The organism is Streptomyces sp. NPDC055749 (genome assembly GCF_053617235.1).
In genome coordinates, this window is the sequence record NZ_JBSHFH010000043.1 from 1 (window position 1) to 13,138 (window position 13,138).

The window sequence follows — 13,138 nt, forward strand, 5'->3', positions numbered from 1 at the left end:
CTTTCAGCCCCTCCGGAGTTCGAGGAGCGGGGGTCCGGGGGCGGAGCCCCCGGTTTCGGGAAGGGGCGGGGTGGGGAAAAGCTCGCCCGTCTCCTGCGCCGCCGGGCAACCCCCGCCCCCGCGGCGCCCACCACCCCCGTCACGCACGTAGAGAACCTGGGGGTACGCCGGGGGCGCGTAGAAGCCCTGCGCCAGGTGACATTCACGGTCACCCCCGGCGAAACCATCGCTCTCATGGGCCGCAACGGCGCCGGCAAGTCCACCCTCCTCGCCACCCTCGTCGGCCTGATCGAGCCCACGACGGGCACCGTCACGGTCAGCGGTCACACTCCCCGCAGCACCCGCCCCCGCGACCTGATCCGCCAGGTCGGCCTGGTCCCGCAGGAACCGCGCGACCTGCTGTACGCGGACACCGTCGCCGCCGAGTGCGCGGCGGCCGACGCCGACGCGGAAGCCGCCCCCGGGACGTGCCGCGCCCTGGTGGCCGATCTGCTCCCCGGCATCCACGACGGCACCCACCCCCGCGACCTGTCCGAGGGTCAGCGTCTCGCGCTCGCCCTGGCGGTCGTTCTCACCGGCCGGCCCCCGCTCCTCCTGCTGGACGAACCGACCCGGGGCCTGGACTACGCGGCCAAGGCCCGTCTGGTCGCCGTCCTGCGCGGTCTCGCCGCCGAGGGGCACGCCATCGTCCTGGCGACGCACGACGTGGAGCTGGCCGCCGAGCTGGCCCACCGGGTGGTGATCCTCGCCGACGGCGAGATCGTGGCGGACGGCCCGACCGCGGAGGTCGTCGTCTCCTCCCCCGCGTTCGCCCCGCAGACCGCGAAGATCCTGGCCCCGCAGGAGTGGCTGACCGTGTCCCAGGTACGTACCGCGCTGGAGGAGGTCGCACCATGAGCGAGCCCACCAACCACCGGACCCGCCCCATCCGTCTCGGGCCCCGGGCGATCGCCGCACTGGTCCTCATCGGCGTCATCGGCGTGGCCGCCTTCTGCTGGCCGCTGCTCGCCGCCCCGGAGTTCGGTGTCGCCCACGAGAAGGACGCGCCCTGGCTGTTCGCCGCGCTGCTGCCCCTGCTCGTCGCCGTGGTCGTGGCGACCATCTCCGACTCCGGGATGGACGCGAAGGCGGTCGCGATGCTGGGGGTGCTCGCGGCGGTCGGCGCCGCGCTGCGCCCGCTGGGAGCGGGCACGGCGGGCCTGGAGCCGATGTTCTTCCTGATGGTGCTGAGCGGCCGGGTGCTCGGTCCGGGCTTCGGCTTCGTGCTCGGCTCGGTGACGATGTTCGCGTCCGCGCTGCTGACCGGCGGGGTCGGTCCGTGGATGCCGTTCCAGATGCTGGCGATGGCCTGGTTCACGATGGGCGCGGGGCTGCTTCCCGGCCAGGACCGGCTGCGGGGCCGCGCGGAGGTGCTGATGCTCGCGGTGTACGGATGTGTGGCGTCGTTCGCGTACGGCACGGTGATGAACCTGTACGGCTGGACCATCGTGCCGCCCTCCGGCTCCGGCATCTCGTTCGTGGCGGGCGATCCGGTGCACGAGAACCTGGTCCGTTTCCTCGCGTACTGTCTCGCCACCTCGCTGGGCTGGGACCTGGGCCGGGCCGTGCTCACCGTGGCGCTGACCCTTGTCGTGGGACCCACCCTGCTGAAGGCACTGCGCCGGGCCACCCGCCGCGCGGCCTTCGAGGCCCCGGTCGTATTCGAGGCCCCGAAAACGGCGGAAACGGCGACGAGGTGAGGGCTGGTCAGTCGGGCGGCGGGACGAGGTCACCGCGCAGCCGCCGCGCCCGCAGCACCAGCTCCATTTCGAACCGGCGGTCCGGGTCGTCCAGGTCCTCGCCCCACACCTCACGGAGCTGCCTCAGCCGGTAGCGGACCGTCTGCGGGTGGACTCCGAGACGGGCGGCGACCTCCGGCGCACCACCACGCGTTTCCAGCCAGGCCAGCAAGGTCTCGGCGAGGCGGTGGGCGTGCGCGGGGCCACCGGTCCCGCCCAGCTGGGCCAGTCGCCGCCGTGCCAGATCGTCGAGCAGCTCCCGCGCGGGCAGCAGCACCAGGGCTTCGACGTGCTCGGCGCAGTGCAGGAGCCGCCCTCGCGGCAGCAGGCCCTGCTCGATCATCCCGGCTGCGGCCTCCGCCCAGCGCAGCGAGGTGGCGGCCTGGGCCAGGGGAACGGACGGGCCGATCGCGCCGGACCAGTTGGCCATCGCCCGGTGCAACAGCTCCGCCCGCCCGGGGGATTCCGGGTTCGGGACCACCAGGCGCGGCTGCTCGGCCTCCATGTCGAGCAGCACCCCGTCGCCCACCGCGGGGGCGACGGCGTCCTGGGTGGGGCGGAGCAGGACGGCCACCGCCACCTTCTCGGGCAGCTGCCAGCCGATGCCGGCCGCGCGGTCGGCGAGGAGGGCCGACGGGTCGGTGCGGTGCTCGGCGAGCAGGAGCTCGACGAGGAGTCGTTGCAGGCGCAGCCGCTCCCCGGCCTGGCGGGCCACGGCCTCGGCGTAGCCGCGTACCGACTGGGCCACTATGACGTCGAGGTACTCGAACGCGGTCTCGGCGAGTTCGTACATCGCGGCGGGCGGGATGTCGACCTGCTGGCCGATCGCCGCCATGCGCCGCCAGGAAAGGCGTACGCCCAGCCGGTAGATCTCCTGCAAGGAGTCCAGGCTGCGCCCCTGCGTGACCTCACCGCGTCCGAAGTCCTGGAACATCTCGGGGAGGGCCCGTGGCCGGTCCGACCCCGTGGTCATCTGCTCGACGAAGAGCTCAAGGGAGTGCCGGATCGCCACGAGGGCCTTCGGTTCTCCGGACTCATCGGCGATGAAGGTCAGACCCGGATGTTCCCTTCGGATCGCGGCGAGTACGTCTTGTGCGAGTTCGGGCACCTGCTCCTGGGCGAGGGCGGCGAACCGCTGGATCCGTTCCCGTGGCACGTCGTGCCACGCTGACGACGCTGCCACAGCACTTGCTCCTGGACGTTCGGTCCGCACGCCCGCACGATCGGCCGGCCTGGATCTTCACAACCTAGCCCGCGCTGGGGCTCGGTGCGCCGGATGCTCCGTCCGCGGGTGGGTCGGGGAACGTGACGAGCGGCACATTCTGCGGCTCGGGTGTGGCATCGAGGGCGGCGACGATTCCGAAGGCGGCACCGGTGGCCAGTGCGGCGGAAGCGGCGCAGGTCAGCAGAGCGGCGAGCAGTCTGGGCATGAGGATGATCGGCCTCTCGGTCGTGTGAGGTTGTCACCCAGCGCGCCGGCCCGGTCCGGCGCGGTCAGTATGCGAGCCCATTGACAGGTGGTCAAGCGCCGCTTAATTTCGCGGTTCACAGCGCAGTTACTCCCGGGTACGTCATTTCACGCCCGGTACGCCCCTTATCGGCCCGGACAGGCCTAGGGCCGCGCGTGCGACCCCTTCCGCACAGCCCGCGAACGAAACAGCACACTTCCTGCCTGCATTGGAGTACCCGCATGCGCCGTTCAACGTCACTTCCGTCCCTGGTTCTGCTGGGTGCCGGCGTATTCCTGCTGGTCCTCACGCAACTGCTCGCCTGGTACGTCGAGCCGCGCGCCAAACGCACACCGACCGACGTGAACTCCACGACGGTCTTCACCGGCAAGGGCAGCTACTTCGACACCGGAACCGTCTCCACGGAGGACGACCAGACCCTCACGATCACCCGCCGGGTGCTGGGCAACGTCGCGGAGAGCGAGCGGAGCGGAAACGCGATCTGGGACGTGTCGACGCAGATCGACACCCCGAAGACGCTGCCGCTGGCCGACCCGCGCAAATCCTTCCAGTGGACGACGGAGCGCTGGGTCACCGACCGCCGGACCAACCTTCCGGTGCACTGCTGCGAGGAGAAGCCCACCTTCGAGGCCGAGGCCTACCTGAAGTTCCCGTTCGGCGTCGAGAAGCGTGACTACATCTGGTGGGACAGCACCCTGGGTGCCGGTGTGCCGCTGGAGTTCGAGGACACCACCGAGATCCACGGACAGCAGGGCTACCGCTTCACCGGCACCGTCGAGGCCACTGCCACCGGTACCCGTCAGGTCCCGGGCGTGCTGGTGGGCAGCAAGAAGCCGGGCCAGGTGCTCGCCGAGGAGTGGTACTCGAACTCGCTGATCGAGCTGACGGTTGAGCCGCGCACGGGCCGGATCATGAACGCGGTGATCGCGCCGACCAAGACGCTGCGGGCCCCGGGTTCGCAGAAGGACGCGGTGACCCTGCTGTCGAGCAAGCGGCTGGAGTTCACCGAGTCGACACGGCGCGAGCAGGCCGAGCTGGCCTCCGACGACGCCGGCCGGCTGGAACTGCTCGGCGAGACGGCTCCGCTGTGGGGCGGAATCGCGGGCGGTCTGCTCACCGTGGGCGGCGTGGTGCTGGTGATCCGCGGCCGCCGGCAGCCGGAACACTCAGCTGCGTGATGAAAACGGCCTCCCGGCAGGCCCGAACTTGTCACCCACGTGCGTAGCGGGATGAATCGCTCGTACGAACACTTGGGTTACCCCTGAGTAAGCCTCAGCGCACCCGCAGTACCCGTACACCGAGTCGCCCAGCGCTTCACCCCGGAAGCCCGGCAATCCCCTAACCCGACTGCTCCCGCAGCCACCGAGTTGGAGCACCTCTATGCCCCAGCACGCGTCCGCCCCGGCCTCCGGCCGGAAGGATTCCGTTCCCGCTCAAGCCCGAACCGGCAGCCAGGTCACCGACTTGCTCGCCGTCGAACCGCACAGCGCATCCGCCGTGGAACCTCTGCCGCGCCGGATCACCTTCCTCGCCCGCCGCGACCTGGGCAACCAGGCCGCAGGCGGTTCGGAACTGCTCATCGACCGGATAGCCGACGGCCTGACCGCCGGAGGCCATGAGGTCACGCTCGTCTGCGGCGGCCCCGCCGCCGCACGCGAGTACCGGGTGGTGTCCGCAGGCGGAGACGTAGGGCACTTCCTGCGTGCCGGCAAGACGTTCGCCCGCGAGGTCGGCGAATGCGACCTGCTGGTGGAGGTGTGCAACGGCATGCCCTACCTCGCACCGCTGTGGCACAGCGGACCGACGTTGTGCCTGGTCAACCATGTGCACAGCGATCTGTGGCAGCTGCGCTACCCGGGCCCGGCTGCCCGGCTCGGGCGCAGGCTGGAGCACTGGGCGCTGGCAAGCACCCACCGCGACAACCTGATGGTGGCCGTCTCCGAGTCGACCGCTTCCGAGCTGCGCGGCATCGGTGTGGCAGCGGACCGTATCCGGATCGTGAACAACGGTGTCGAAGACCCCGGCCCGCTGTTGCCGGAGGCGAAGGAACCGCTGTTCCTGGCCGTCGGCCGGCTGGTGGAGTACAAGCGCATCGATCTGCTCCTGCGGCTGTGGGAGCGGGTCCGTCCTGTCACCGGTGGCCGCCTCGTCATCGTCGGTGACGGTCCCGAGCGGGAGCGGCTGGAAGCCATGGCCGGCCCCGGTGTGACGTTCGCGGGCCGGGTGTCGGAGGCGGAGAAGCACCGGCTGATGTGCGAGGCGTGGCTGCTGTTGCACCCCTCCCTCGTCGAGGGCTGGGGGCTTGTCGTCACCGAGGCCGCCGCCCGGGGCACTCCCGCGGTCGGTTTCGACATACCGGGCCTGTGCGACTCCATAGAGGACGGGAAGACCGGCGTGCTGGCCAGGGGGGAGAGTTCGTTCGCCGCCATGTGGTGCGCTCTTTCCCTCAGCGCCGACCGGCGCGCGGCCATGGGACGTGCGGCTGCGCGCCGCGCCGAGCGCTTCCGCTGGAGCTCGACGGTCCGGCAGTTCCAGGCGGTGGCGGCCGAGGCGGCGGCACGCGCCGCCGTCCACAGGGCGCGGCAGGTGAGCAGCCGTGTCTGATGCGGGGGAACGCACTTTCAAGGATCCGTCGCTCCGGCGGTCGGCCACCCTCTTCCGTGCGTTCATGCGCGAACAGAGCGACCCCGAGCGGTGCTACACCCTGCTGGCCCGTGACTCGGTCGCACAGGTGGCACGGCACATCGACCTGCCCGGCAAGATCGTCGTCGACATCGGCGGCGGCAGCGGCTACTTCACCCAGGAGTTCCGCCGCCGCGGCGCGCAGAGCTACCTCTTCGAGCCCGACCCGCGTGAGCTGAGCTCCCGCGGCCCGGCGATCGAGGACGCGGTGCTCGCCGACGGCTATCTGCTGCCGCTCGCCGACGGTGCGGCGGACGTGTGCTTCTCGTCCAATGTGCTGGAGCACGTGTCGGACCCGCAGACCTTCATCAGCGAGATGGCGCGCGTCACCCGCCCCGGCGGACTGATCTATCTGTCGTTCACCAACTGGCTCTCCCCCTGGGGAGGTCACGAGACAGCGCCCTGGCACTACCTCGGGGCCGGCCGGGCCCGGAGACGCTACGAACGGCGCACCGGCCGCGAGGCCAAGCACACGGTCGGCGAGAACCTGTTCCCCGTCCATATCGGTTCCACCCTGCGGCACGTCCGCGGACGTGACGACGTGCATGTCGTCACGGCGCGGTCCCGTTACTGGCCGTTCTTCGCGAGCACGATCACCCGGCTGCCGGGACTCCGCGAGATCGCCACCTGGAATCTGCTGCTGATTCTCAGGCGAAGCCCATGAGCAAGCGAAGCGAGGAACGGTCATGACCAGTACGGTCCAGGCGCCCACCCGGGCGCCGCAGCCCGGCCCGACGCCGGCCGAGGCGCCAGGGGGCCCGCGCGGACGACGCCTGATGTTCGGCTTCTGGGCCGTCGTGCTGGTGTCCTTCCTGGCGGTGTCCCCGGGGAAGATGACGTTCGAGACGAAGCTCGGTGTCGCGCTGGACCCCTGGCGCTTCCTCGGCGACCTCGGTTCGCTGTGGAACGGCGACGTGGGCTTCGGCGGCATCGCCAACCAGTACGTCGGCTACGCGTTCCCGGCACTCCCCTACTACGCGCTCATGGACACGCTGAACGTCCCGGTGTGGCTGGCCGAGCGGCTCTGGCTGTCCGTCATCGTGACCGCCGCCTTCTGGGGTGCGCTCAGGCTCGCCGAACGGCTGCGCGTGGGTACGCCCACGACCCGGCTGCTCGGTGCGGTGGTGTACGCGCTGTGGCCCACGTTCACGATCGTGATCGGTTCGACCTCCGCCGCCGCGCTGCCCGGTGCCCTGCTGCCCTGGGTACTGCTGCCGCTGACCTCGACGGTCCTGAGCCCGCGAATGGCTGCCGCACGGTCGGCCCTGCTGATCCCCTTCATGGGTGGTGTGAACGCCGCATCGACACTGGCCTCACTGCTGCCCGTGGGTCTGTACCTGCTCAGCCGTCCCGCCGGACCACGGCGGCGCGCGCTGCTGTGCTGGTGGATACCGGGCGTGCTGCTGGCCACCCTGTGGTGGGTGGTGCCGCTGCTCCTGCTGGGCATGCACGGCGAGAACTTCATGGCGTACGTCGAGCAGGCCGACACCACCACCGCCACCATGTCCGCGACCGAGCTGCTGCGCGGCGCCGGTAACTGGGTGGCCTATCTGAACTTCGGTGAGGCCTGGCTGCCGGCCGGCTGGACCGTCGCCACCTCCGTCCTCACCGTCCTGGGTTCGGCGTTCGCCGCGGCCCTGGGTCTTGCGGGCCTGGCCCGGCGGGACCTGCCCGAGCGGCGCTGGCTGCTGATGACCGTGCTGGCCGTCGTCCTGATCGCGCTGGCCGGGTACGGCGGCGCCTTCGGCGGTCCGGCTCACGGTGTCGTACAGGACTGGCTGAACGGTCCGCTGAAGCCCTTCCGCAACATCTACAAGTTCCAGCCGGGACTGGCCCTCGCGCTCGCGCTCGGCCTGGCCCACCTGACCGCGGTGCTCGCCGCGAGCAGCGCTCCCCGCGCGCTTGCCGGTCGCCGCTGGGTGCCCGCGGTGGCGGCCGTACTGGTACTGCCCGGCCTTGCCCTGCCGTACGTCAACGGCTCGATCCTGCAGCCAGGCGGCTTCACCAAGCTGCCCACGCACTGGGAGAAGGCCGCGGGCTGGCTCAAGGACAACGCCGAGGACAGCCGGGCGATGGTCGTACCCGCGACTGCGCACGGCATCTACACCTGGGGTTCCCCCATCGACCAGCCCTTCGACGTGCTGGCCGAAACGGCGTGGGCGCAGCGTGACTTCGTCCCGTTCGGTCAGCCCGGCTCACGCCGGGCGACGGACGCGGTCGAGCAGGCGCTGCTGTCCGGCACCGAGGTCCCGGGTCTTCAGGCGTTCCTGGCACGGGCCGGTCTGCACGAGGTGGTCGTACGCAACGACCTGGACCCCGACCAGATCGGTTACGTCCCCCCGCAGACGGTGAAGCGGACCCTGGAATCGTCCGGTTACCGCAAGGTCGCCGGATTCGGGCCGCTGGTCACCGGCGGGCGCATCGCCGCCGGCACCCCGCTGCAGGTGCAGGGGCTCGTTCCGCGGCTCCAGGCCGTGGAGATCTACCGTCCGCAGGACCGCGACGACCGTCCCGGCAAGGTCGGTGTGTCGGCCGCTTCCGACACGGCCGTGGTCAGTGGCGGACCCGAGTCGCTGCTCCAGCTGTCGGCCGATCCCTCGATGGCCGACCGACCGGCCGTGCTGGCCGGGGACCGTCTTCCCGAGGGTGTCACCGCACCGGTGAAGGCCGTCGCCGACGGACTGCGCCGCGCCGACACCCGCTTCGGTCTGGTCAACAACAACACCTCGTACACGTACACCGAGAACGAGCGCAATCACTCCGGCAGCCTGCAGAACCCGGGCGAGAAGCCCAAGCAGATCCTGCCGTCGGACGGCGCCGGTCACCAGACGACGGCCGTACTGCGCGGCGCGGAGTCCGTGACGGCCTCCAGCAGCGGCAACTGGCTGTTCCACCAGCCGCAGTACGACCCGGTGAACGCCTTCGACGGCAACCCGGACACGGCGTGGGCCGAGGGCAGCCCGGGTGAGCCGGCCGGTCAGTGGATCGAGGTGGGCTTCTCCGGGCCGACCGACATCCCCTCCTCCATCCAGCTGACACCGCTGCGGGGCGACGGCACACGGTCCGCGCCCACCCGGGTGCGGATCGAGACCGACCAGGGTTCCGTCGAGAGCCCGCTGCAGACGAATGGTCAGCCGCAGACCGTCAAGGCACCTGTCGGCGAGGCCTCCTGGATGAAGATCACCGTTCTTGCCGCTCAGCAGGGACGGCCGGGTCTGGCCGGGGCCGGCTTCTCCGAGGTGTCGATCCCGGAGGTGCAGGTGACGCGCATGCTGGCGCTGCCCGCCGACGCTGGGGACACCGAGGCGGCGTCGACCGTGTACTCCCTGCACCGCGGTACCGACGCGGGCGGCTTGTCGCCCGTATCGGCCGAAGTGGGACTGCACAGGCAGTTCAGCACCGAGGACGCGGCCGAGTACGAGGTGTCGGCGCGAGCCGTCGCCGTACCCGGCGGCCGTCTGGACGAACTGCTGGACCGTTCGGCTCCGGGATCGAAGAACCGGGTGAAGGCCTCCGTGGACTCCACCAGCCGCACCGGCATGTCACTGAGCGCCCGCAACCTGGTCGACGGAGACCTGACGACCGCCTGGATCGCGGGCGACCGTCCGGTCGTCCACCTCAGCTGGCCCAAGAAGGAGAAGATCGACGAGATCGTCCTCGCGCCGGCCGGCGGGGTGTCCACCCGGCCCGAGCAGGTGCTGATCAGCTCGCCGGACGGCGCCGCGACGGCTGACGTGGACGAGAACGGGCGGGTCCGCTTCCCGGAGATCGAGACGAACCGGCTCGACATCACCATCAGCCGGGTGGCCCCGCTCACCGTCCACAACCCGGTGGCGGAGGAGGAGTTGCAGCTTCCGGTCGGGCTCAGTGAGGTGCATGTTCCCGCGCTGGCCGATCTGCGGGTGCCCCGTGCCAAGGCGTCCGCGCAGTTCTCGCTGCCGTGCGGCGAGGGCCCGGACCTCGCGGTCGGCGGTGTCCTGCACAAGACGAAGGCCTCCGGATCCGTCCGGGACCTCACCGAGCGGCGTCCCATCACCGTCGCACTCTGCGCGGGAGAGGAGAAGGACGGCACTCTGGACCTTCCGTCCGGAGAGCACGAGGTGGAGGCGGACGACGCGGGCCCGCTGGCGATCACCGATGTCACACTGACCCGCGGCACCCCGCAGGAGACCGTGGGAGCGGCGGGCCGCGAGGCCACCGTCACCAAGTGGAACGACGACAGCCGGACCGTCTCGGTTTCGGCAGGCTCCGGCGAGGCCGCGTACCTGCAGACCTACGAGAACGCCAACGACGGCTGGAAGGCCACCCTGGAGGGCAAGGAGCTGGAGTCGGTGCGGCTCGACGGCTGGCAGCAGGCCTGGGTGATCCCGGCCGGGGCGTCCGGCACGGTGAACATGGAGTTCGAGCCCTCCGGTCCGTACCGGGCCGCCCTGATCGGCGGTGCGATCGCGCTCGCCGCGCTGGCGGCGCTGGCCTTCGTGGGCCGCAGGCGCAACGCCGGCGGTAGCAACGAGGAGCTGCCCGAACCGGCGGCCCCCGGGATGCTGCTCGGGACACTGGCGCTGACCGCGGTCGTCGCGGTGGCGGCGGGTCCGCTGGCCCTGGTCGTACCCGTACTCGCCGTGGCGGCCCGGTTCCGGCCGGCCGTCCTGGTGCCGACCGCAGGCGCGGCGATGGCCGCGGCGGGCATCACCGCGGCCATCGGCGCCGGGGAACCGGCCGCCGCCGGGCAGGGAGCGTTCAGCGCCTTCGCCCAGGTACTGGCACTGGTGGCCCTGTCCGCCGCCTTGGTCACGGCGGTACGCCCGGGGGCCACGGCCGACGGGCGCCGGGGCGACGACGGTGCCGACGCACCGGAAGGCGACGGGGGTGCCGAAGCGCCCGTAGCCGGACCGGTGGTCACGGCCCGGCAGGGAAACCCGGACGCCGGGGACCAGACCCAGCCGCTCCCCCGGCAGCAAGGAGGCGGTGGCCCCTCATGACCTCGTCGCGAACCGCCGGGCAGGGGGACTCACCCCCTCCCGGCGGTGACCGGATTCCCTTTCCGGTCACCGATGAGGTGTCCCGGCACTGCCTGAGTGACGACGAGCCGGACACCGTACACATCGAGGTCCATCTGCCCGGACGGCTGGACCCGGAACGGCTGCGGACCGCGTTCCGGCAGGCGCTGCTGACGCACCCCCGGGTACTGGTCCAGGAAGTGCCCGGCCGTCGGCTCCGCCAGTCGTTCGCGTGGGAGCTGACCGGCGAACCGGACCGCGATCCCGTGGAGTTCCCGCCGCCCGGACCCGACGCGCTGGCCCACGCCCGCGCCAGGGCCCTGGAGGATTGCCCGTCCTTGGCCCTGTCGCCGCCGATGCGTCTGGAGGTCGTGGAGGGGGACAGGGGCACCGTGCTGTTGCTGACGATGCATCACACAGCCCTCGACGCGGGGTCAGGACTGCGGGTGCTCGCCACGACCGCGGAACAGTACGGCGGCTCCGCCGCTCACCCCGTCGCCGGGCCGGTCCGGCAGGCCCCCTCGGGTCCTGCCGCGACCGGCCCGGCGACGGGCCGCGCGGTGCGCGCGCGGCCCGTGCGGGTCGCACCGGACTCCCGCCCCGGGGCGGTGCGCGCCCGCGCCGTGGGCAACGGCATGCTCCAGGCGGAATTGCCCCTTCCGCCGCGGGCGGGCCTGACCGGTGAGCCCGCGGCCTGGACCGTCAACGACCAGCTGCTGGTCGCCGCTTCACTGATGGTGGGCCGCTGGAACGTCTCACAGGGCCGGCCCGCAGGTCCGGTGCGGATCACCATGCCCGTCGACGACCGTCCGCGCGGCAGGGACATGCCGATGGGGAACGGAACCCGGCTCGTCGAAGTCCCCATGACCTCCGAGGACCCGCACGACCTGGACCTGCTGCTCGGTGAGCGGCCGGACCCGGCGGCCGTGACCCGGTTGCTTCGCACCACCGCCCGGCGCACCCGCGCGCTCAAGTCGGCCCGCAGTGCGCCGCTGGGCCTCGGGGCGAACCTGCTGACCGCGCCCGTTCTGCCGGTCGGGATCCGGGGCACGCTCACCCGTGGCGCGCGGCGGGCCGCGGCGCCCTGGACATCGACGGTGCTGGTCACCAATGTCGGACGCGTTGCGTACGCGCTGGACTTCGGTGACGCGGGCCGGGCGAGGGCCGTGTGGTTCTCCGCACCGGCGCGGATGCCGCGCGGGCTGAGCGTGGCGGCGGCCTCCACCGGCGGGCGGCTGCATGTGACGCTGCGCTGGTCGCGGGCGCTGCTCGGCGACCCGGCGGGCGCGGACCTGGCCGGTCTGTTCGCCCAGTCGCTTATCGCGACGTCACAGGTCACCCACCCCCACGACACACCCCGGCCCGACCCGGCACCGGGTCGAGCGAGATCCGCCCAGAAGGACCCTGCGAGGCCGTCATGAACCCCTCCCCCCACTGCTCAGCCGCCACGAACCCGGCACAGGCGACGGTATGTCCGCCGTCCCCGCCCGCTCCCGGGCTGCGGGATTTCTACGAGGACCCCGCCGTCCCCGTCGCCTCCGGCGAGGCCCGTACGCTGCGCCAGGCCCGGATGCTCGCCGATGCCCTCGGGCCCGTCGGTCCCGGCCGGCCGGCCGCGACCGTGCTCGACGTGGGCTGCGGTGACGGCTCGGCCGCCGCGACCGCCGCCCGCGAACTGAACGGTCACCGGGTCGTGGGGGTCGACTGGTCGCAGGGCGCGCTGCTCCGGGCGGCGCCGCGCCTGAGCCAGGTCGTACGCGGTGAACTGACGGACGGCGGGCTGCCGTTCGCCTCCGGAAGCGCCGACGCCGTCCTCTTCAGCGAGGTCGTCGAGCACCTCGTGGACCCCGACAGCGCCCTCGACGAACTGCACCGGGTGCTGCGGCCGGGGGGACATCTGATGCTCTCCACCCCCAACCTCGCCGCCTGGTACAACCGCGGGCTGCTGCTCGCCGGAGTCCAGCCGGTGTTCTCCGAGGTGAGTCTGCGCCACATCCACGGCAGGCCGGGCAGCCAGGTGGTCGGCCATCTGCGCCTGTACACGGCACGTGCGCTGCGCGAGTTCGTGGCGGCGTGCGGGTTCGAGGTGGTGAAGGTCGCCGGTGCGCCGTTCCACGGAGTGCCGCGCCCGCTCCGGACCCTGGACCGGCTGGCCTGCCGGGTGCCGTCCCTCGCGTCCATCCTCCTTGTGCACGCGAGGAAGGTGTAG

Annotated in this window: 10 protein-coding genes; 8 read left to right on the plus strand and 2 right to left on the minus strand. The window is 71.9% G+C overall.

Annotation, left to right across the window (positions count from 1 at the left end; genetic code table 11):
• Together ACWGO0_RS27115 and ACWGO0_RS27120 are read left to right on the plus strand one after the other, a co-directional pair.
• Positions 1–897: energy-coupling factor ABC transporter ATP-binding protein (locus ACWGO0_RS27115; protein ID WP_453540323.1), on the plus strand; the 897-nt coding region annotated here is incomplete at its 5' end.
• Entirely contained in the window at positions 894–1,739 is an 846-nt protein-coding gene (locus ACWGO0_RS27120; RefSeq protein ID WP_453540326.1) for an ECF transporter S component, read from the plus strand. The genes ACWGO0_RS27115 and ACWGO0_RS27120, both read left to right, overlap by 4 nt.
• 7 nt (positions 1,740–1,746) lie before the next feature.
• Here the strand turns inward: ACWGO0_RS27120 and ACWGO0_RS27125 are convergent, their stop codons facing one another.
• Complete coding sequence (locus tag ACWGO0_RS27125; protein WP_453540329.1) at positions 1,747–2,961, minus strand: PucR family transcriptional regulator; 1,215 nt, start codon at positions 2,959–2,961, stop codon at positions 1,747–1,749.
• 64 nt (positions 2,962–3,025) lie between these two features.
• Positions 3,026–3,208, minus strand: a complete 183-nt coding sequence (locus ACWGO0_RS27130) for a hypothetical protein (RefSeq protein WP_453540331.1) — start codon at positions 3,206–3,208, stop codon at positions 3,026–3,028.
• Positions 3,209–3,468: 260 nt separating this feature from the next.
• On the opposite strand from ACWGO0_RS27130, the gene ACWGO0_RS27135 reads away from it, so the two are divergent.
• The 6 genes from ACWGO0_RS27135 (at position 3,469) to ACWGO0_RS27160 (ending at position 13,138) form a co-directional block, all read left to right on the plus strand.
• Complete coding sequence (locus ACWGO0_RS27135) at positions 3,469–4,425, plus strand: DUF3068 domain-containing protein (protein ID WP_453540334.1); 957 nt, start codon at positions 3,469–3,471, stop codon at positions 4,423–4,425.
• Positions 4,426–4,627: 202 nt separating this feature from the next.
• Positions 4,628–5,851 (plus strand): glycosyltransferase family 4 protein, encoded by a 1,224-nt coding sequence (locus tag ACWGO0_RS27140; RefSeq protein ID WP_453540337.1) that lies wholly within the window; start codon positions 4,628–4,630, stop codon positions 5,849–5,851.
• A 64-nt stretch (positions 5,852–5,915) separates the two neighbouring features.
• On the plus strand, positions 5,916–6,593 hold the full coding sequence (locus ACWGO0_RS27145) for a class I SAM-dependent methyltransferase (RefSeq protein WP_453540340.1): 678 nt from the start codon (positions 5,916–5,918) through the stop codon (positions 6,591–6,593).
• Positions 6,594–6,615: 22 nt separating this feature from the next.
• Positions 6,616–10,911 (plus strand): alpha-(1->3)-arabinofuranosyltransferase domain-containing protein, encoded by a 4,296-nt coding sequence (locus ACWGO0_RS27150; RefSeq protein ID WP_453540343.1) that lies wholly within the window; start codon positions 6,616–6,618, stop codon positions 10,909–10,911.
• Positions 10,908–12,350: a condensation protein gene (locus ACWGO0_RS27155; RefSeq protein ID WP_453540346.1), complete on the plus strand. Its 1,443-nt coding sequence runs from the start codon at positions 10,908–10,910 to the stop codon at positions 12,348–12,350. Before ACWGO0_RS27150 ends, ACWGO0_RS27155 begins: the two co-directional genes overlap by 4 nt.
• Positions 12,347–13,138, plus strand: a complete 792-nt coding sequence (locus ACWGO0_RS27160) for a class I SAM-dependent methyltransferase (protein ID WP_453540349.1) — start codon at positions 12,347–12,349, stop codon at positions 13,136–13,138. Before ACWGO0_RS27155 ends, ACWGO0_RS27160 begins: the two co-directional genes overlap by 4 nt.

What these genes read in the sequence shown, in the direction of transcription:
- ACWGO0_RS27155 (WP_453540346.1), top strand. Translation starts at nt 10,908, where the DNA reads ATGACCTCGTCGCGAACCGCCGGGCAGGGGGACTCACCCCCTCCCGGC.
- ACWGO0_RS27145 (WP_453540340.1), top strand. Translation starts at nt 5,916, where the DNA reads ATGCGCGAACAGAGCGACCCCGAGCGGTGCTACACCCTGCTGGCCCGT.
- ACWGO0_RS27160 (WP_453540349.1), top strand. Translation starts at nt 12,347, where the DNA reads ATGAACCCCTCCCCCCACTGCTCAGCCGCCACGAACCCGGCACAGGCG.
- ACWGO0_RS27150 (WP_453540343.1), top strand. Translation starts at nt 6,616, where the DNA reads ATGACCAGTACGGTCCAGGCGCCCACCCGGGCGCCGCAGCCCGGCCCG.
- ACWGO0_RS27140 (WP_453540337.1), top strand. Translation starts at nt 4,628, where the DNA reads ATGCCCCAGCACGCGTCCGCCCCGGCCTCCGGCCGGAAGGATTCCGTT.
- ACWGO0_RS27130 (WP_453540331.1), bottom strand. Translation starts at nt 3,208, where the DNA reads ATGCCCAGACTGCTCGCCGCTCTGCTGACCTGCGCCGCTTCCGCCGCA.
- ACWGO0_RS27120 (WP_453540326.1), top strand. Translation starts at nt 894, where the DNA reads ATGAGCGAGCCCACCAACCACCGGACCCGCCCCATCCGTCTCGGGCCC.
- ACWGO0_RS27135 (WP_453540334.1), top strand. Translation starts at nt 3,469, where the DNA reads ATGCGCCGTTCAACGTCACTTCCGTCCCTGGTTCTGCTGGGTGCCGGC.